The sequence below is a fragment of the Methanosarcina barkeri MS genome (assembly GCF_000970025.1).
GTDB lineage: Archaea > Halobacteriota > Methanosarcinia > Methanosarcinales > Methanosarcinaceae > Methanosarcina > Methanosarcina barkeri.
The window spans coordinates 279585-297139 of sequence record NZ_CP009528.1; the positions used below are offsets into that span (position 1 = coordinate 279585).

17 protein-coding genes and 2 tRNA genes are annotated in these 17555 nt (G+C 40.7%); 9 read left to right on the forward strand and 10 right to left on the reverse strand.

Features of this window, described 5'->3' with window-relative positions:
* Positions 1 to 29: 29 nt before the first annotated feature.
* The 7 genes from MSBRM_RS01235 to MSBRM_RS01265 all read right to left on the reverse strand — a co-directional run bounded on the left by MSBRM_RS01235 (position 30) and on the right by MSBRM_RS01265 (position 7940).
* The gene (locus MSBRM_RS01235) at positions 30 to 1097 is read right to left on the reverse strand and encodes a TRM11 family SAM-dependent methyltransferase (protein WP_048154188.1); all 1068 of its coding nucleotides are present in this window, start codon (positions 1095 to 1097) and stop codon (positions 30 to 32) included.
* 1676 nt (positions 1098 to 2773) lie between these two features.
* Positions 2774 to 2929, reverse strand: a complete 156-nt coding sequence (locus MSBRM_RS19070) for a DUF1328 family protein (RefSeq protein WP_230628840.1) — start codon at positions 2927 to 2929, stop codon at positions 2774 to 2776.
* A gap of 630 nt (positions 2930 to 3559) precedes the next feature.
* On the reverse strand, positions 3560 to 3847 hold the full coding sequence (locus MSBRM_RS01245) for a YunC family protein (RefSeq protein ID WP_048120479.1): 288 nt from the start codon (positions 3845 to 3847) through the stop codon (positions 3560 to 3562).
* A gap of 16 nt (positions 3848 to 3863) precedes the next feature.
* On the reverse strand, positions 3864 to 4679 hold the full coding sequence (locus MSBRM_RS01250) for a hypothetical protein (protein WP_230628838.1): 816 nt from the start codon (positions 4677 to 4679) through the stop codon (positions 3864 to 3866).
* Positions 4680 to 4849: 170 nt separating this feature from the next.
* Entirely contained in the window at positions 4850 to 5740 is an 891-nt protein-coding gene (map, locus tag MSBRM_RS01255) for a type II methionyl aminopeptidase (RefSeq protein ID WP_048120475.1), read from the reverse strand.
* Positions 5741 to 6099: 359 nt separating this feature from the next.
* Positions 6100 to 7269: a M24 family metallopeptidase gene (locus MSBRM_RS01260; RefSeq protein ID WP_048120473.1), complete on the reverse strand. Its 1170-nt coding sequence runs from the start codon at positions 7267 to 7269 to the stop codon at positions 6100 to 6102.
* A gap of 38 nt (positions 7270 to 7307) precedes the next feature.
* Entirely contained in the window at positions 7308 to 7940 is a 633-nt protein-coding gene (locus MSBRM_RS01265; RefSeq protein WP_048120471.1) for a hypothetical protein, read from the reverse strand.
* 304 nt (positions 7941 to 8244) lie between these two features.
* On the opposite strand from MSBRM_RS01265, the gene MSBRM_RS19880 reads away from it, so the two are divergent.
* The gene (locus MSBRM_RS19880; protein ID WP_048120469.1) at positions 8245 to 8442 is read left to right on the forward strand and encodes a hypothetical protein; all 198 of its coding nucleotides are present in this window, start codon (positions 8245 to 8247) and stop codon (positions 8440 to 8442) included.
* Between the two features lie 246 nt (positions 8443 to 8688).
* Here MSBRM_RS19880 and MSBRM_RS01270 read toward each other — a convergent pair.
* From MSBRM_RS01270 to MSBRM_RS01280, 3 genes are all read right to left on the reverse strand, one after another.
* Positions 8689 to 8761 (reverse strand) — tRNA-Asp (locus tag MSBRM_RS01270).
* Positions 8762 to 8874: 113 nt separating this feature from the next.
* A tRNA-Tyr gene (locus MSBRM_RS01275) sits at positions 8875 to 8990 on the reverse strand.
* 427 nt (positions 8991 to 9417) lie between these two features.
* On the reverse strand, positions 9418 to 10614 hold the full coding sequence (locus MSBRM_RS01280) for a methionine adenosyltransferase (protein WP_048154190.1): 1197 nt from the start codon (positions 10612 to 10614) through the stop codon (positions 9418 to 9420).
* Between the two features lie 470 nt (positions 10615 to 11084).
* Between MSBRM_RS01280 and hisG the strand changes: the two genes are divergently transcribed.
* The 8 genes from hisG to MSBRM_RS01315 all read left to right on the forward strand — a co-directional run bounded on the left by hisG (position 11085) and on the right by MSBRM_RS01315 (position 17389).
* A complete protein-coding gene (hisG, locus tag MSBRM_RS01285) occupies positions 11085 to 11954 on the forward strand; it encodes an ATP phosphoribosyltransferase (RefSeq protein WP_048120460.1) in 870 nt (289 codons plus the stop codon).
* 116 nt (positions 11955 to 12070) lie between these two features.
* Positions 12071 to 12808 carry a 1-(5-phosphoribosyl)-5-[(5-phosphoribosylamino)methylideneamino]imidazole-4-carboxamide isomerase gene (gene hisA, locus MSBRM_RS01290; protein ID WP_048154193.1) on the forward strand — a complete coding sequence of 246 codons (738 nt, stop codon included), beginning with the start codon at positions 12071 to 12073 and terminating at the stop codon, positions 12806 to 12808.
* Between the two features lie 137 nt (positions 12809 to 12945).
* Positions 12946 to 13521, forward strand: coding sequence for an imidazoleglycerol-phosphate dehydratase HisB (gene hisB / locus MSBRM_RS01295; protein ID WP_048120456.1), 576 nt, complete (start codon positions 12946 to 12948; stop codon positions 13519 to 13521).
* Positions 13518 to 13664 (forward strand): hypothetical protein, encoded by a 147-nt coding sequence (locus MSBRM_RS19885; protein ID WP_155396508.1) that lies wholly within the window; start codon positions 13518 to 13520, stop codon positions 13662 to 13664. The genes hisB and MSBRM_RS19885 overlap by 4 nt, the downstream gene beginning before the upstream one ends.
* A 252-nt stretch (positions 13665 to 13916) precedes the next feature.
* Positions 13917 to 14558, forward strand: coding sequence for an NAD(P)H-dependent oxidoreductase (locus tag MSBRM_RS01300; RefSeq protein WP_048154196.1), 642 nt, complete (start codon positions 13917 to 13919; stop codon positions 14556 to 14558).
* 160 nt (positions 14559 to 14718) lie between these two features.
* A complete protein-coding gene (modA, locus tag MSBRM_RS01305; RefSeq protein WP_048154199.1) occupies positions 14719 to 15537 on the forward strand; it encodes a molybdate ABC transporter substrate-binding protein in 819 nt (272 codons plus the stop codon).
* Positions 15525 to 16331, forward strand: coding sequence for an ABC transporter permease (locus MSBRM_RS01310; RefSeq protein WP_203225586.1), 807 nt, complete (start codon positions 15525 to 15527; stop codon positions 16329 to 16331). Before modA ends, MSBRM_RS01310 begins: the two co-directional genes overlap by 13 nt.
* A complete protein-coding gene (locus tag MSBRM_RS01315; RefSeq protein ID WP_048154202.1) occupies positions 16328 to 17389 on the forward strand; it encodes an ATP-binding cassette domain-containing protein in 1062 nt (353 codons plus the stop codon). The genes MSBRM_RS01310 and MSBRM_RS01315 overlap by 4 nt, the downstream gene beginning before the upstream one ends.
* The last annotated feature ends 166 nt before the right edge of the window (positions 17390 to 17555 follow it).

Genomic DNA, 17555 nt, shown 5'->3' on the forward strand with positions numbered 1-17555 from the left:
TCTTCATTCCCGCTTCTCATTTTCATTCTTCATTCCCGTTTGCCATTCTCATTTTTCACTTCTTTCTGAAAAACAGTTATTGTCCGGGTAAGGCTTCGATGTACTCTCTGGGAGTAAATCTTAAGAACCTTAAGCCCTGCCTTTTCTCCGTATTCCGCTGCAGCTTTATCCGAAACTACAACTGCAATGCCTTCAGGCTTAAGGACACGCTCAATCTCACTAAGAGCACAGGAATAAAGTTCTTCCAGGGACTCGGCAACAATTGCTGCCGATCTGCCGTAGGGTGGGTCAGTTACGACTGCATTTATCGTTTCTTCCTTTAATGGAACCCTGCAGGCATCTCCTTCCATCAGGGCATAATCCAGTTTAAAGGCTTCAAGGTTCATGCGGGCTCCCTCAACAAGTTTTTCCTGGGCATCGACTCCTATAACCCTTGCTCCCATAAGCCCGGCTTCAATAAGAATTCCTGCAGTGCCGCAAAAGGGGTCCAGAAAGAGTTCTCCTGGCTTTATTCCAGAGAGGTTTGCGAGGGCGCGTGCAACTCTTGGCATAAGGACCCCAGGATGGAAAAAAGGTTTATTCTGGGGATTTCTGGCTTCATATGCACTTCTGTCGATAGAGGACAGGAGAGTTCCGAACACAGCTTTTTCACTCAGGATCACCCTGAATTCCACTTCCGGATTTTTCAGATTTGCCCGAAAGCCTTTCCTGTAAATGCATCCTCCTACTTTCTGTTCCAGAAACTCGCCCGAAAAATCTACATGGTGTTTGATTCGCTTTGCTCTGACTACAAAACTTTGTCCTTCCTTTATGTAGCCTGAGGAATCAGAGGCTTCTGCAAGTTTAAGGATTGCATCCGGAGTATTTTCGGTAATCCCAACAACTTTCAGGATATGGTGGGTCATTGCCAGCCTGTCAGTTATCGGGCCTCGAAGGATTTTTTCCACATCCTCTTCTTTACCAGTTATTTCCACCACAAGGCACTGGTCAAGAATAGTATGGGGTCGGAAATCAAGTCCCTCTATTTTGAGACAGGCAAATACTTCGGCGGCGGGCAGTTCTTCATGTTCTCCAGAAAGTTCAAAAGCGTATAACATTGGTGATCCGGAATAGGTTGATAATTATAAACTCGAAATGATATTCGTACCATGACGGTGCGGAATAGATATAAAACTCCGTGCGTGAAACGTGAAAGTAGTTGTTAAAAGTAACTGATGGGTTTGGTTGTAATTATTATTCTGTGAAATCTCAAGGCATATTCGAGAATGCAAGAGAGTTTTAAAAGTCTGGTCAGTTTATATATAAAAAATTAACAATCACACTATTATTACTACTATACAATATTATTACTATCTAATCTACTCCAGTCGTGCTCTTGGTTTGATGCGTTAATACACCTTACCCTATTCTGATCGCTTTTATCTGTGACTACGCTTTGGATAATTGGAGCAAGATTACAGTATGCATATCGTTTTTCCTGTGATATGCGTGAAGATCAGCCGTTGAAGATTCAGGGTAGAGTCATATCTAATGTGGCAAAATCCGAAAAGTGACTTCTTTTTAGAACTTTTAAAATAGAAATATGAAAAACTGAACGGATAAACTCATACTATAAACTTTTTGTAACTTTTCAACATTTGTTGCTGACTTTTCGAATAGGCTCTTACATGCTTATTCTGATATTTTTGCAATGAATCTTTAAGATCATCTTAAGACGATTTACGATAACACTTTATTATAAGTATACTCAGAGTTATGAATAAATATGGGATGATAGATTCCATTAACGATAGAGTGCTTGTAGTTATAATAATAGAAATAGGGTCAGTAAACCAGAAATTATTATCCCATGATTTGTTATAAATATTGTAATGCCAAAAACTGTTATACATATTATACATATTATAAAAGAACAACGGGACAAAGAAAGCAATAAACAATTTCAGGTAACTCGATTTTTTCATAAAATGTTGGCAATCCTTTCTTTTCACCCTACAAGATAAATATAAAATAACTAATATTACTAAGGCGCCAATTACAATGTATATAACAGGTAGCCCATATAATGTTACAGTATGACTATAAGACATTTTTCCGGCAGCACTAGAGCCATACATTGCAGTTTCATTGTTCATGCTGCTTTATACGTTACTAAATATTAAATATTTTTTTAAGTGCCACCTGCTTATACGGTGCTGATCTGCATTCTGATTACTATGTTTTGAGATTACTGTAAAAAGGTTAAAACATGTAATCTAAGTAATGATATGGGTGATTTTTATTGAAGTCAATATACGGTTAATTTTTCTTTGTGGGGTTTTATGTCTTATCTTCGGAACATTAGATTTTACATCTCTACATGATGGTCGATTATTGGCATCATCTTGGATTTTGGGCGTTTTCTTGATAGGATATGAACACAGCAGAAGAAAGAAAACAAAGGCTCTTAAGCACAAACTGATGCGTTGAAAGTCATAATACCTAATTGCTTCTCATGTGTCTTTGGCTAAGTGAAAAATCGTGACGAATCGTCTCCATTTCCACAACATTTGTCAAATATTTTAATAAATTATGAGATGGAACAGAGAATCAATTTCATGTAAACAGGCCAAAATTTAAAGCCGACTTCTTACGCAAAATCGATAGCTTTCAGGTATGAGAATTTCTTAACCGATGACCAATAATATGGAATTATGATAACAGAATATGTATAATTTTAGGGAAGTTGTCTAGTCATTACCTAACTTAACACTTACTTTGCTAGAGGTTGCCGTCATCTGAAGAAGAATATGAGGATTGCAAGTATCAAAAAGATTATAATAATCCACTTTGCAATCTCCATACAGAAACCGGCGATTTCCCGTGCGCCCAGTGCATATTCAATCAGTGCTAGTATTAGGAAAAGTACAGCAAGTTCTATCAAATCCACTATATATCCTTCCCGATAGTAATTTGACTAATATTTAAATGGCAGTGTGCCACTTTTTCTGTAAAATTATAAATATTATCAAGTTTGTGGTTTGAAAATCCCCTCGCAAGAGAACTAAATTTTGTTCAGTATACAAAAATTTGACTTTGAATTTACAGAATTAATTTAAACTTTTTTTAATATTGTATTTTGAGTGGTAAAAATAAGGATCGTTCTCTATTATCTGGTTGATATTATTCCCAAATACTCATAAAGTAGTTTTCAGGCCCTTTTTGTTCCTAGGCCTTTTTTGTTCCGAACCTCGTGCAATTGGAGCTGACTTGCGCTCCTTGCACAAAAATACAAGTATTTGTTATACTGAATATTTAATCATGGCAATATCAACCATATAACACTGCATGACCAAAACTTTAAAGGAAATTGAAATTATGTATATGATAAAAAAAGGATCGGCTGTTGCTTTAAATCGATGTGTTCTTGTTGAAATCAATTTTATAAATAAGTTATTTAGAATAGCTGTCTAATCTGAATGTTATTTTAGGAATTCTGTCTTTTTATGTTGTTTGCTTTCAACTAGATTTTTACTTCTATATGATGTTTTTTGCAACAGAACTTTAAAGATCTCTTTCCTCATAACATCCTTTCCAGAGCTTCCCTGCCAGTCATTCCGGGTTCGACCCCGATTTCCCTGGCGAACTGGGTTACTTCAACGACCTGGGCTTTGAGCATGTCTTCAAAACTCTGTACGCCTTTAATCTTCGCTGCCGTGTCTCCAAGTGCCTCTGCAGCATTTACATTCAGGTATCCGCACATCAGGAAGCCTTTCTCTGCCCTTATAACCAGAAGAGGGTATTTTTGCATCTCAAAGCGGAGGCCAAGAGCACACCCTTTTTCAAGCTGAATCTGTTCAATAAGCATATTTTTCAGAACCGCTTTAAACCAGATTAACTTTTTGGATTACCTGATAAAACCATATAAAGATGTCTTTGAAAAATCCAGAGGATTTACTGGCTTTTACGGCTTTTCCGGCAGCTCTGGTTTTATTTACGGTTGCATTGGTTTTGTTTTCTGCGTTCTGCTCAATGATTCTTTTTCTTTCCTGCATCTCGGCTTTATAGGTTTCATTTTCAGAAATCCAGAGAGTTATATTTTTTTCCTGGCTGAAATTGCCTTTAAGAACTGTATAGTTGTTTTCGGATTCCTTACTTTCATTATCCAGTCCATCTGTCTTTTCGACATCAAAGCCTGCAGGCAGATTGATTGTGACATTTGAGGTCGGAGTGCCCATAAGCCAGATATTCGCTTCCTGGCCGATCGGTTTGTCGAAAGTATAGTTTACAGTCGCAGAATTAGTAATTGATGAGGTTTTTTCAATCTCGCCCAGAGCTTCTTTTGAGAGTAAAAAGTCAACATCTGTTAATTTGACTGGCTCCGAAGTACCATTGAGTTTCACATCAGGTTTGGTTTTTACAGATTCTTCCATTTTGTCTCTGAGAATGGATTCTGCTTTCAGGATTTCCCATGCATTAACAAATCTATCACTGTCTCCTGCTTCCAGGTCTATGAAGCTCCTGAAGACAATAGATTCATTGCCTGTAATTTGTTCTTGATATTCCCAGGTCATTCCGCCCCTTTCCAGCGTGATGTTATTGCTGGGTACAAAGGCAGCGTTACAGGGCTCTGCCAGAAAGGCAGGTATAAAAAGGGTTATTATCAGAAAACCGGTTAAAAAAAGATTGTATGCTTTCAAGGCGCTCAACTCATTTTTTAGTTTTTTAGTTTTCTGACTTTTTGCTAACCTTTACATTCTTCATCTTTTAGTCCCGGCTCATTTTCTCTTTATTTTCAACTTATCTTCATTTATTCTCTATTTAGTTTTCTCTTTATTTTCAACTTCATTTTCTCTTTATCTTTCGGTTTTTACTTTGTTGTAATTTCGCAGCCATCCTGGGTTACTATTATGGTGTGTTCTGCCTGGGCTACAAGCCCTCCTGAACTTTCGAGAAGTACAGGATAAGGGCGAATAATTCCTGTTTTTTCGAGCTGGAGTAATACGAAATCCAGTTTGTCGGATTTGAGCCAGCGTTTTGCAAAAGGCAATTCCCTATATTCTTCAACCTGTTTCAGGACATTCCGGACTGCAGGCAAACGGACCGGTTTTTTCCTTATAAGGCTGTATATCTCGGCCCAGTTCCCATCATGGACAGTACCGACTCCATCCGTTGCAAAGGGCTCGATTGCAAGCACATCTCCTTCTTTTAAAATTGCTCCTCCTTCCACATGTCGGTTAGGAACAGAAGGATCATCGTGGGCTTCGTACTGAGAAAGCCCGTGGCCTGTCAGGTTTATTATCGGGTTTAGTCCGTTACTGCGAATGCTGTCCTCAATTGAAGCTCCTAATTCTCCTGTAGAAACTCCTGGCTTTGCAAGTTCAATGGCTGCGGCGAGAGCTTCTTCGGCGGCTTTCTTGATGTCGGAGTTTCCGGATAAGTCAACAGTTACAGCCGAGTCTGCAACATATCCGTCCACATGGACCCCGAGGTCCAGCTTAACCATATCCTTTCCAAAAACGTCAGTATCTCCGATCTTTGGGGTTGCATGTGCAGCCTCTTGATTCCTTGAAATATTGCAGGGAAAAGCAGGCCTGCCTCCCAGCTCTATAGTCCGGTTTTCAATAAAATCTGCAACTTGAAGCAGACTATTCCCTACCTTGACCATTTCTACGGCTTCGGTTCTGACAGTTTTCAGGATCTTGCCTGCTTCCCTGTATTTCTCAAGGATATCTTGCTTATTGTGCACATTATCGGTCATATTACCCCTTTTAAATGGTTTATTGAAATCTTATCGAAATCTTATTGGACTCTTATTAGAACTCATGGTAATTTATTAAAATTTTACTGGAAAGTACTGAAACTTTGACAGTTTTCCTGAGTGTGTTTCTTATGTAAATCTTTAATTCTCGATTTGAATCGATGCTTTTCAATTCAAATGGATCATTTTTGATTTTAACAGATATTTTTTAGATTTTAACAGATATTTTTAGATTTTAATAGATATTTTTTGATTCAAACGGATAATCTTTCATTTTAACAGACTATCTTCGATTTGAGCAAGTTATATATTGTTATTAAAATATAAAAATATAACAAATCCTTTCAATTGTAAATCTTTTATACTACAAATCTCTTTTCCAGCCCTGTAAAGTTCTGATATCCATTTTCAGTGACCAGGACCATATCTTCTATTCGTATTCCTCCAATTTCAGGATAATACAGGCCAGGCTCAAGAGTGATTACATTGCCTGCCTCAAGTAAGGTCCCGTTTTCTCCGACTCCTGGGAGTTCATGTATGTCAAGCCCTACTCCATGTCCTGTTGAGTGAATAAACCCTACCTTTGCACCACTTCGGTAGGTATCATAACCGTGTGCCTCAAAGAAATCGCAGACAGCGTTATGCACATCGGATGCCTTTACTCCGGGCTTAACCATTTCAAAGCCTTTTTTCTGGGCTGCAAGTACAGTTTCGTACATCTTTTTAAGCTCTTCCGAAGCTTTTCCGTGCAAGACTGTGCGCGTCATATCCGCAAAATAGCGTTTCGTTTTGCTCCGCGGAAAAATATCCAAGATAACTGGGGCATTTGCTCTCAGAGGTCCGTCCGTAGTTCCATGAGGGTTTGCCGTATCCTTGCCGCATGAAACTATTGTCTCCTCGGCTTCGCACCCATAATCAAGAAGGGTATGATCTATAACCGAAAGTACTTTAGCTCCTGTTAGTACCTCTCCTGCGTGATAGAGGAAGCCATCCCTTTCTTCTGCTCCTGATATCAAGGCTATTGCAGCTTCCATAGCTTTTTCTCCGGCCATCTGGGCGTACTTTATGGATTCAATTTCTTCCGGACTTTTCAAGCTCCTGATTTTTCGGAACGGGCTTTTTATTGGGACTACGGAAAAGCCCGCTTCTGTGAGGAAGTTTGATTCGAATATCGGGAAATCGTAAGGCACTGCGACTTTCTTAATCCCTTCTCCTGCAAGCAGCTCGGATATGCAGGCTGCATAGGCAATAGATGAATCTTTTTTCTCCTTCATCTTCTCTCTGTAGCCCAGGTCCTGCAATGTCTTTATTGTCGAAACCCTTGACTCGATCTCGGCTCTCCCTTTTTCCATATCCGAAATAAAAAGTATCTCTTTTCCTTCGTCGGTTTGCAGGTATGCAAAATCGTCGGAAGCCAGGAAGCGGGTTACGTAATAAATATCTGAATTGTGAAGGTCCCCTGTCATAAGATAGGCATCGGTTCCTGCCTCTTCAAGGGCCTTCTTTATACTGAACTCTGGTTCGGTCATGCAGGGTAATTCTAGCTTTGTGCATAAAGGTCTTATTGTCAGGTCTTCTTTCCTTCCATCCGTAAGATTTCTTCTTTTATTTCATAGTTTAAAATGAAAAGCTCTTCAAGCATCTCAAAATAACGGTTAAGAGAGGCTGTCATTTCATCCGAAAACCTGAGAAAGCACGCATATCTTCTTCTTCCCAGCTCGTTTACCCAGGCTTTATTCTCAGGTTCTCCTTCCTCGATTTCCCAGAAAATCTCGGTAACGCAGCCAAGGATTCTTCGAACGCTTGAGGTCAGTTCCTTTCGAATTTTTTCTTTTTTAAATTCCATGTAGTCCCTTGAAATATCCGGCTGAAACAGTGCGTTTCTATGAATCCAGTAATCGCCGTGGTTAAGATGAGTTTCTACAATATCTGAAATTTTGAGGGACAGCTCCTTAAGGTCTAATTTTGATTTCCCGGCCTTGTTGTTATGAAATTTTAAGTTCTCAGGAAAAACTGCGTTTTCCGGAGATTGCACTGCTATTTCAATTTCTCTTTGAATCCATTCGGAGGTGAATTTTTTGGTAGCTTCAATAAAAGAGAGGGTTTCAAACTCCATTTTTTCTCTGGTATCTTCTAACTTTTCCTGTATGCTGTCCAGTTCTTCCTGGGAATCGTCAGATACAACAGATTCAACTTCCATCTTTCATTCTTCCAACTCTATCTTTCCAACTCTACCTTTTTTCGCAGTAATTAATAATTCAATTTTTTTAGCTGTTACGTTTACTTTAAATACTGTTCGTATAATTTGAGAATTTATATAAATTCAGATAAGTTTATAATATATCTGTTAAATAATATATCTGTTAAGGAAAAAGAGAGCTAGCAAGAATCAAGGTGAACCTAATAAAGTCTGCTATTAGATGTGGAATACCTATATCTTTTTTATTTATCCAGTTTGCTGGTAAGAGTACAGACTATGTGAAAAAAGAGGAAGCATTAAGAAAATGATAGAAGATATACTTTACTTTGGAAACTTAATTTTCTTTCTTTTTTTATGTGAGGTAGCACTTCAGGTTGTGTTTAGTGTTATCCGAATGTGCTTGAGGAAAGACGGAAGTCCTACAGGCGACGAATACCACAGATTATATGAAGAAAGTATGGAATGGATGAGGCAAGGAAGTCGGAAACCTCACAGACGATGAATACTACATATTATTTTATAAAGTATGAGCTTAGATTCAGAAGTGATGAATTCAAAAACACTTAATGAAAGTTTTTACTTTTTCTCTTTACTCAAAAGCGATGAGTTAAAAAGCATCTAATAAATTTTTTACTTTTACTCTTTACTCAAAAGTGATAAGTTAAAAAGTATCTGAAAAAAGTTTTTGAAAAAAGTTTTTGAAAAAAGTTTTTGCTCGATTGGTATCAACCGAGCTTTAATTTGGAAACGCCCGGACCGGGATTCGAACCCGAGTCGGAGCCTCGACAGGGCTCCATGATAGGCCTCTACACTATCCGGACACTCCAGTGTCTTTTGCTATTGGTTTTCGCTCGCGTTGCGAGCAAAACATAAACGCTTTTTTAATATATAAATGTTCCCGTTGAAGCTTTTCGATTCTGGAAATTGTTTTAGGTCCCGCCTCCCAGACTCGAACCGGGGACATCGCGGTGCCTGCGCGGAAATGTACGGGTAATTTTACCCGCACGAGCCGAACTACAGCCGCGCACTCTACCACTGAGTTAAGGCGGGACAATGTATATTATTCCACTTTATTTCACTGTTGCACTGCTTGAGTGCACCATCTCATATATGGTGATGGTATATATGTTTTACGCTATATATTGGCTATAGAGACATTTTTATGAAAATTTTAAGCCTGTAAACTCGTTCTATAGCCTACTTTACTCCTTACTCTAAAGAGTTCTCAGGAGTGTTTTCGTAATTCGATATTATTCTCCGGTTTTAAAAAATAACTGGGTTTTCCTCTAAAATACCCCAATTCAACCTAAATATATGCAGATTTAATATAAAAGCGATTAGCTTCACTATTAAAAACAATAAACTCTCTACTTAATATTAACAGTTTCTCATTAAAAATTCATTAAAGTCAAAAATAGTTACAATATAAGTATTATGAAAAGAACCCAAAGGTTCTTCTCGATAATGTTTTCCTTGTTTAAAAAGTGTTCAATTCTCCTTTAATTACCATTTCGGTAATCTTTGTCACATTGGAAAGCCAGTCATCCATGACAACTTCGGCTTCGGCTTTGGCCCTTGCAAAAGAAGTGCCTTCTTTGGGAATAATCTGCGCACTTGCTACAAGTGGCTGGTCAATTGGTTTTCCAATCTGGGAAAGCAGCCTTATGTAAACGTCCTGGACTTCCGGAACCTGCTTTACAATATCACGTGCCATCTGGGTCGAGAGGAGGTTGTAGATTTTGCCGATGTGGTTAATCGGGTTCTTCCCACTGGTTGCCTCCATGCTCATAGGCCTGTTTGGCGTGATCAGCCCATTGCAGCGGTTTCCGCGCCCTACCGAGCCGTCGTCCCCCATTTCAGCTGAAGTGCCTGTAACTGTGAGGAAAACAGAGCCGGTTTTCAGGTTATCTCCTGTGTTGATGCAGACCTTTACATTGCGCTCAGTATACCTGGTTGCCATCTCCTCAACATAAGTCTGCATTTCCTGGGTCATATTTATATAACTGTCCAGGTCGTCGATATATCTTCCAATCATGCCACTGCATATTGTAAGAGTTATGTCCTCCCCATCCCTGAGTCCCATGACCTTCATATCTTCTCCGATTCCAGGCATGCGCGACTTAAGGTCTGTGAGCAGTTGTCTTTCGGTGTTATATACGAGGTTTTCAAGCTCGGAAAATGGAGCATGCCCAACCCCAAATGAGGTATCATTTGCAACCGGAATCCTATCTCTTTTGAAGACATCTCTCAGGTCTGAAGACCCTGTCCCGAGTTTGCAGTCCATTATGACATCTCTTTCGAGATCCATGTTTACAAGGGTATTCTTAAGATAGCTTCTGGCAGCTTGTAGGGCTACAGACTCGGTAGCAAGATCTACCCCTTCAAACTCCTTTGTTGCCCTGCCTACCAGTAGAATATATATGGGCTGCAGTATTTCTCCGCCCCCGAACTTTGGGCTGGATCTCCCGGCTACAATCTGGGTTTCGTCAGTATTATGGTGGAGTACGGCTCCACATTTGCTTATGTATTCCCTGCATAGTGCGCGACTTACGGCTTCGGCAAGTCCGTCTGATATACTATCAGGATGCCCTATCCCTTTGCGTTCTACAAGCTCTATCCTCTGTTTCTCAATAGGAGTTTGGAAGAGCTCCTCCACTTTGATATTTCGGGCCATTTGGATCCTCTTTTTTCAAAATCGATAATAGTTTTTATTATTAAATGTAAATGTTATTGATTTACTATTTTTCGGTCAGTTGTACCATCAGTCTGCTATACTTAGCACTCTGTTGTGATTAATTCTTATGTTACTCTGACATTAATAATTTCTAATATATACTTCAAAAATCATTTCCTATTTAATTACTATGACTATATAATTTTTCCCCTACCTTAATTACTGAAAGTAATAATTTCTTTAAAAACGATTTTTACCTTCAATCCTGGAAGTTTACTGATTGGTTGTCAAAATTAATTCATAATGATTAGGCTTTTTATCTATGGACCTGCCTTTCTTAAAGGAAAACTTCTATGAAATCTTACCGTGAAGTCTATATCATACTAGAGTATTCTGGATAAACGTTTTTACTTTGATGAGCTTACCCGGGAAAATACCTCCCGGCAGATTATTTATAGAGGACATAACAGATGATTCGCATTGCAATACCCAATAAAGGGCGCCTTTACGAACCCACAATCTCTATTTTCAAAGATGCAGGGCTCCCGATAAGTGGAGGGGCCGAAAGCCGAAAACTTTTTGCAAAAACTACCGATCAGGATATCCATATCCTCTTTGCCAGGGCTGCTGATATTCCTGAGTACGTACAGGATGGAGCTGCAGACGTAGGTGTTACAGGCATAGATCTGATTACGGAAAGAGGAGCAAAGGTTGAAACTCTTCTGGACCTTAAATTCGGAAAGGCTAGCCTTGTTCTGGCTGTTCCCGAAGACTCGGAGTTTCAGAAAGCTGAGGATCTTGAAGGCCGAAAGATTGCAACCGAGTTTCCGGAAATTACACGCCAGTACTTCAACAATCTTGGAGTTAATGTTGAGGTTATAAAGGTCAGTGGAGCCTGTGAAATGACTCCGCATGTGGGAATAGCGGATGCAATCGTGGACATCTCAAGCTCTGGAACCACTCTGATGATAAATCATTTAAAGCCTATTGATACCGTTTTTTCTTCCACAGTCTACCTGATTGCAAATAAAGAAAGCCTCAGGACAAAGGAAAAAATTCTGGACATAAAAACTGCACTGGAAAGCGTACTAAATGCAAAGCACCGGCGTTATCTTATGATGAATGTTCCTGAGTCTTCTCTCCAGGCAGTAAAAGAAGTCCTTCCAGGAATGTCAGGCCCAACGGTTATGAAGGTCGAGTCCAGCAAATTGCCCGGAGAATCCATTCTTGCAGTTCACGCTGTTGTGGATGCAGACTTGATTTTTACCATTGTAAATAAGCTGAAGAAGGTTGGTGCGCGTGACATTCTTGTCGTACCCATCGAAAGAATAATGCCATGAAAGGAAAAACCGGAAAAATAGGTTTTTTCAGGCAAGACAAACAGAAGGAGATTTAACAGAAGGAGATTTCTCAAAGATAAAAGGAGATTTCTCAAAGACGTGTCGGAGATGTGACTTTGGTTTTTGAAGTAATTCCTGCAGTGGATATGAGGGGCGGAAAGTGCGTTCAGCTTGTGCAGGGAGTGCCTGGCAGTGAGATTGTGTCCCTTGACAATCCTGTTGAAGTTGCCCTTGATTGGGTTAGAAAAGGGGCAAAGACACTGCACTTGGTAGATCTGGACGGAGCAATTGAAGGAGAGCGTAAAAACGCTCCTATAATCGAAAAAATAGTGAGTGCATGCCAGAAAAAAGGGGTGCGGATTCAGGTTGGAGGAGGCATTCGGAGTTTTGAGGATGCAGCTTCTCTGCTTGAACTGGGAGTCTCGAGGGCGATTCTTGGAACTGCTGCGCTTCAGAACCCAGCCCTTGTAAAACAGCTCTCAAATGCCTTTGGAGGCGAAAGTGTGACCGTTGCCCTTGATGCAAAAAATGGGAAAATCTCGATCAAAGGTTGGACTGAAGAATGCTCACAAACTCCTGTAGAAATGGGAAGAACATTTGAAGAACTGGGTGCAGGCAGCTTGCTTTTTACAAATATAGACACTGAAGGCCTTATGAAGGGCGTAAATCCTGTTCCTACAAAAGAACTTGTGGAATCTGTCAGCATTCCTGTAATCGCGTCTGGAGGAGTAAGTTCTCTTCAAGATCTTCAGGCCCTGAAGAAAACCGGAGCATCAGGGGTTGTGGTAGGCAGCGCTCTATACACAGGCAGGTTCACGCTTGAAGCAGCGATTGAAACAATTCAGCATGAGTGATCTGAACCTTATTTTTACTTCCTGGCAGAGACCTTAGGCATAATTCCATTTTTTCAATCTTCCGGAAAAACATAGAAAGGAATTCACAGGAAGCCGGATAAAAAGTATTTATAAATTTAAAGAGAATGTGATGCTGTATGAGAACAGGCAGAATGTCCCGCAAAACAAAAGAGACCGATATCCAACTTGAACTGAACCTTGACGGCACTGGGATTGCCGATATTAACACAGGGATCGGGTTTTTTGACCATATGCTTACTTCTTTTGCAAGGCATGCAGAGTTTGACCTTAAAGTACGTGCGGACGGTGACCTGTACGTGGATGAGCATCACCTTGTTGAAGACACAGGAATAGTTCTCGGAAAAGTGCTTGCAGAGGCGCTTGGAGATATGGCAGGAATTGCCCGTTTTGGGGAGGCCAGAATTCCAATGGATGAAGCTCTTGCCGAGGTTGCCCTGGATATAGGCGGGCGTAGCTATCTTGTCCTGAATGCCGAATTTACATCTCCCCAGGTAGGGCAATTCAGTACCCAGCTTGTAAAGCACTTTTTTGAAACGCTGGCCTCAAATGCAAAAATTACCATTCATGCGAGTGTCTATGGCGATAATGACCATCACAAAATCGAAGCTCTTTTCAAGGCTTTTGCCTATGCAATGAAACGTGCTGTAAAAATCGAGGGTAAAGAGGTAAAAAGCACTAAAGGTACCCTGTGAATCCAGCTTTTTCAAAAAACTACTTGCCCGCAACCCTTTTCAAAAAATTGCTTGCCCGCAACCCTTTTCAAAAAAGGCTTGACCGAAAACCCAGGCACTCAAGCAACAAGGTGGTCGGCATGATAAACCGGCGTAACGATTGAGGGTTAACAGTTGCGCTCAAGAGGGATGAATTAAGTGCAATAGATACTGATTTTTTCTTCTCTCAAGATGGATTGATTTACTCAAGCTCCGTTTTTTCCGAGTACTTCCTCAGGATAATGGAATTTGTTTGAGTCTTATCTGATTCTGCAGGCTCAGGTGCGTATTTTTTCGTTTCCTGTCGCCTCAAAAGTTAAGCAACCTTACTTTTTTATTCCGGAAAATGAATTTAATATATAATTTGGGGGAATGAAATGAAAGTTCTTTATGTTTATGCACACCCGGAACCGAAGTCTTTTAACGGCGCTTTAAAGGAAACAGCACTTGCTGCCCTGCAGGAGAAAGGGCATGAAGTAAAGCTCTCGGACCTTTATGCAATGAAGTTTCATCCTGTCCTGAAAGCTTCGGATTTTCCTGAACGAAAAAAGCAAGATGTTTTCAAGCCTTTCTTTGAAGCGATCCAGGCTTCTAAAACAGGGGCTTTTGCGCCTGATATTAAAGAGGAAATGGAAAAAGTAAAATGGGCAGACCTTCTGATTTTCCAGTTTCCTATTTATTTCACTTTCATGCCAGCTATAATGAAAGGATGGATCGACCGTGTTCTGGCACCTGGGTTTGGGTTCAACCCGGTTATGAATAGTGACTACGATACCGGGTTCTTTAAAGGAAAATCAGCAATGATTGTTGCAACTACCGGAGCTCCGAAAGCAATGTATTCTGAGGGAGGAGCCCACGGAGACCTGAACAAGCATCTGGAATCAATAACCCATTGTATTTTTGAATATATGGGGATGAAAGTGCTTCCATCTTATATCATTTATGAAGTGAGCAGCATGTCCAGGGAAAGGGGAGCTGAAGAATTAGAAAAATACAGGCGTCGAATACTTGACCTTTAAATGAAAAGAAAACACTTTTTTACTTTTTAAAATATCGGGCTGGAGAGCCATCGGATTTTTTACTACTTCCCAATTATATTCATATAGGATGTTTTTATAATTAATTATATTCGTTATGCATATTCAGACATATCATCTGAATTCTATTTGAGGGTTTTGAATGAAAAAGGCATGCGCGTTCATAATTATCATGGTGTTGGCAGTGTTCCTGGCTGGCTCCGGGTGTACTGAAAAAATGTCTCCAACTCCTGCTTCTAATAATTCGGGAAATGAATTTGAGGGACAGAAGCTTACTGTTTGTTCCGGAGCAGGACTTATAAAGCCCATGAATGAATTGATTGGAAATTTTGAAAACGAAACCGGAGCAGATATTGAGGTTCGTTATGGAGGAAGTGCCGAAATCTTCGGATTTCTGACCTCTAAGGAGTGCGACGTCTTCATTCCCGGAGACTATCACTACACTGAACAGGCTATGGAAAGAAATTATGTTTTAAATGACAGCGTGGAAAACCTGACCCGACATATCCCGGTTATTGCAGTACCTGCGGGAAATCCTGCAAACATAAGCAAACTCGAAGACCTGGCAAAACCCGGAGTAAAGCTGGCTCTTGGAGACCCGAATGGGCCTGCAATAGGCAGGGTAGCGGAAAAGATCTGTACAAAGGCAGGAATCCTTCCTGAAGTACAGAATAACACAATTGTCAAGACGGCAACAGTAAACCAGCTCCTTATTTACCTCACGTCTGGAGATGCGGATGCGGCAATTATCTGGGAAGATATGGCAAACTGGAGTGAAGCCAGTGGAAAAATCAAAGTAATCCCTATCCCTGAAAAACAGAATAAAATACAGACCATACCCACAGCAGTTTCCACATATGCAGAAGACCCTAAACTGGCAGAAGCATTTAACACTTACATTGCAGGAGATGAAGCGAAGGCCATCTGGGAAAAATGGGGCTTTGAGCCATGCAGTTCTTAAAATATCCGGGTATGAAATATTCCTGGTTCAAGAAATTCACAGTGGGCATTGCCCTTTTCTTCACTTTTTTGCTTTTCTTATCTATAGGAACCTTGCTCTTCGTCCTTAGTCCATCAGAAATCTTTTCAGCCCTGCTTTCGGAAGAAATGCTTTATTCAATGAAGCTTTCCGTGCTGACCTCTTCAATCTCAACATTTTCTGTAATGTGCTGTTCAATTCCGACAGCTTATGCACTTTCGCGTTTCTCCTTTCCAGGAAAAAGCATTATAAAAACCATACTCGGGCTCCCGATGGCATTTCCAGAACTGGTAATGGGCCTTGCTCTCCTGCTTCTTTTCGGGCAGAGTTTTCTCGGGCCTGTGCTTGAAGCTGTGGGGATAAAGGTAACCTTCAGCAAGCTCGGGATAATAATTGCCCAGTTTTTTGTAGCTTTTCCCTATGCTGTAAGGATAATCTACTCCACCTTTGAAGACATCAACCCAAGATACGAACTGGTTTCAAGGAGCTTTGGGTACGGGGAATTCGAAACCTTCAGGCACGTGACTCTTCCAATGGCAAAGAGTGGGCTTTTTGCTTCAGGAGTGATAACCTTTGCCCGCTGTATAGGGGCTTTTGGAGCAGTGCTGGTGCTGGCAGGGGGATCATATATGTATACCGAAGTTCTGCCTGTGACCCTCTACCTGAACATTTCCTATGGAAATCTGGAAATGGCAATCACAAGTGGAATTTTGCTCATGGGAATTGCTTTTCTTGCAATCCTCAGCTTTGAAAGGTTTGAGGGAGGGAGGCTGTGAGTTTTCTTGAAGTCAGGGACCTCTGCCTTGATGTTGGGGGTTTTGAACTCGACAGGATAGAGCTCAAAGCCGAAAAAGGAGATTACCTTACTCTGATAGGCCCTACTGGCAGTGGGAAGTCCCTTCTCCTTGAGACCATAATAGGGTTTTATGGACCTGAAAAGGGCAGGATTATTCTTGAAGGAAAAGATATTACCGATCTTCCTCCGAATATGAGGCAGATAAGTCTAGTGTATCAGGATCACATGCTTTTTCCCCACATGAACGTTTTCGAAAATATAGCATACGCAATTCGAAAAAAACTCAGAGACAAAAAGCAGATCGAAGCCGAAGTAAAGCAGATTGCCGGAGTCCTGGGGATCGGTGAGCTGCTATACAGAAAACCGGCTACCCTGAGTGGAGGAGAGAAGCAAAGGGCAGCCATTGCAAGGAGCCTTATAGTCAGACCAAAACTGCTCCTTTTGGACGAACCCTTCAGCGCCCTTGACGTAAGAACAAAAGAAAAGCTCAGGAAGATGCTGAAAAAAGCGATCAGTGAGTACAGTACTACTGTTTTGCATGTGACCCACGATTTTGAAGATGTCTGGGCTCTGGCGAACCGCGTGGTCGTATTAAGGAAAGGGAAAGTTATGCAGTCCGGAGACCCTGAGTCGGTTTTCAGGCAACCTTCTCCTGATTTCGTGGCCGAGTTTCTGGGCACCAACGTGCTTAAGGGAAAGGTAAAGGCTCTCGAAGGAAAACTCACAGTGATTGAAGCCGAAGGACTGGAAATCTATTCATCAGACCCTGCCGAACCCGGAGAAAAGGTCGCTGTCTCTATTCGTCCGGAAGAGATTATTCTTGCCAGAGGGGTTATGGAAAGTTCGGCCCGAAACACTTTGAAAGGAAAAGTTTCAGGAGTTTTCAAAAAAGAACATCTTGTCGTGGTCGAGATGGAGATGGGACATGCAGAAATTAAAGCCGTGGTTACGCCTACTTCATGTGAAATGCTCGGGCTCGAACCAGGCAGGGAAATGCATGCGGTGTTCAAAGCTTCAAATGCCAGGATAATAAGGTGAATTCACAGGAAATTTACCAGATAATTCACAGGAGAATTCTCAAGGAAAATTTAATTCTTAAGGAAAATTTGAAGTCGAAATGAACTAACGCATATTGGGATCAAGATTAACAGAACCAGAAATAAAGTGAAAATACGCTGGTAGCAAAGAAATTGATACTAGATCG

Bases quoted from the DNA above. Each gene is read 5' to 3' on its own strand.
- MSBRM_RS01235 (WP_048154188.1), bottom strand. From the start codon at position 1,097: ATGTTATACGCTTTTGAACTTTCTGGAGAACATGAAGAACTGCCCGCC.
- MSBRM_RS01245 (WP_048120479.1), bottom strand. From the start codon at position 3,847: ATGCTTATTGAACAGATTCAGCTTGAAAAAGGGTGTGCTCTTGGCCTC.
- map (WP_048120475.1), bottom strand. From the start codon at position 5,740: ATGACCGATAATGTGCACAATAAGCAAGATATCCTTGAGAAATACAGG.
- MSBRM_RS01260 (WP_048120473.1), bottom strand. From the start codon at position 7,269: ATGACCGAACCAGAGTTCAGTATAAAGAAGGCCCTTGAAGAGGCAGGA.
- MSBRM_RS01265 (WP_048120471.1), bottom strand. From the start codon at position 7,940: ATGGAAGTTGAATCTGTTGTATCTGACGATTCCCAGGAAGAACTGGAC.
- MSBRM_RS19880 (WP_048120469.1), top strand. From the start codon at position 8,245: ATGATAGAAGATATACTTTACTTTGGAAACTTAATTTTCTTTCTTTTT.
- MSBRM_RS01280 (WP_048154190.1), bottom strand. From the start codon at position 10,614: ATGGCCCGAAATATCAAAGTGGAGGAGCTCTTCCAAACTCCTATTGAG.
- hisG (WP_048120460.1), top strand. From the start codon at position 11,085: ATGATTCGCATTGCAATACCCAATAAAGGGCGCCTTTACGAACCCACA.
- hisB (WP_048120456.1), top strand. From the start codon at position 12,946: ATGAGAACAGGCAGAATGTCCCGCAAAACAAAAGAGACCGATATCCAA.
- MSBRM_RS01300 (WP_048154196.1), top strand. From the start codon at position 13,917: ATGAAAGTTCTTTATGTTTATGCACACCCGGAACCGAAGTCTTTTAAC.
- modA (WP_048154199.1), top strand. From the start codon at position 14,719: ATGAAAAAGGCATGCGCGTTCATAATTATCATGGTGTTGGCAGTGTTC.
- MSBRM_RS01310 (WP_203225586.1), top strand. From the start codon at position 15,525: ATGCAGTTCTTAAAATATCCGGGTATGAAATATTCCTGGTTCAAGAAA.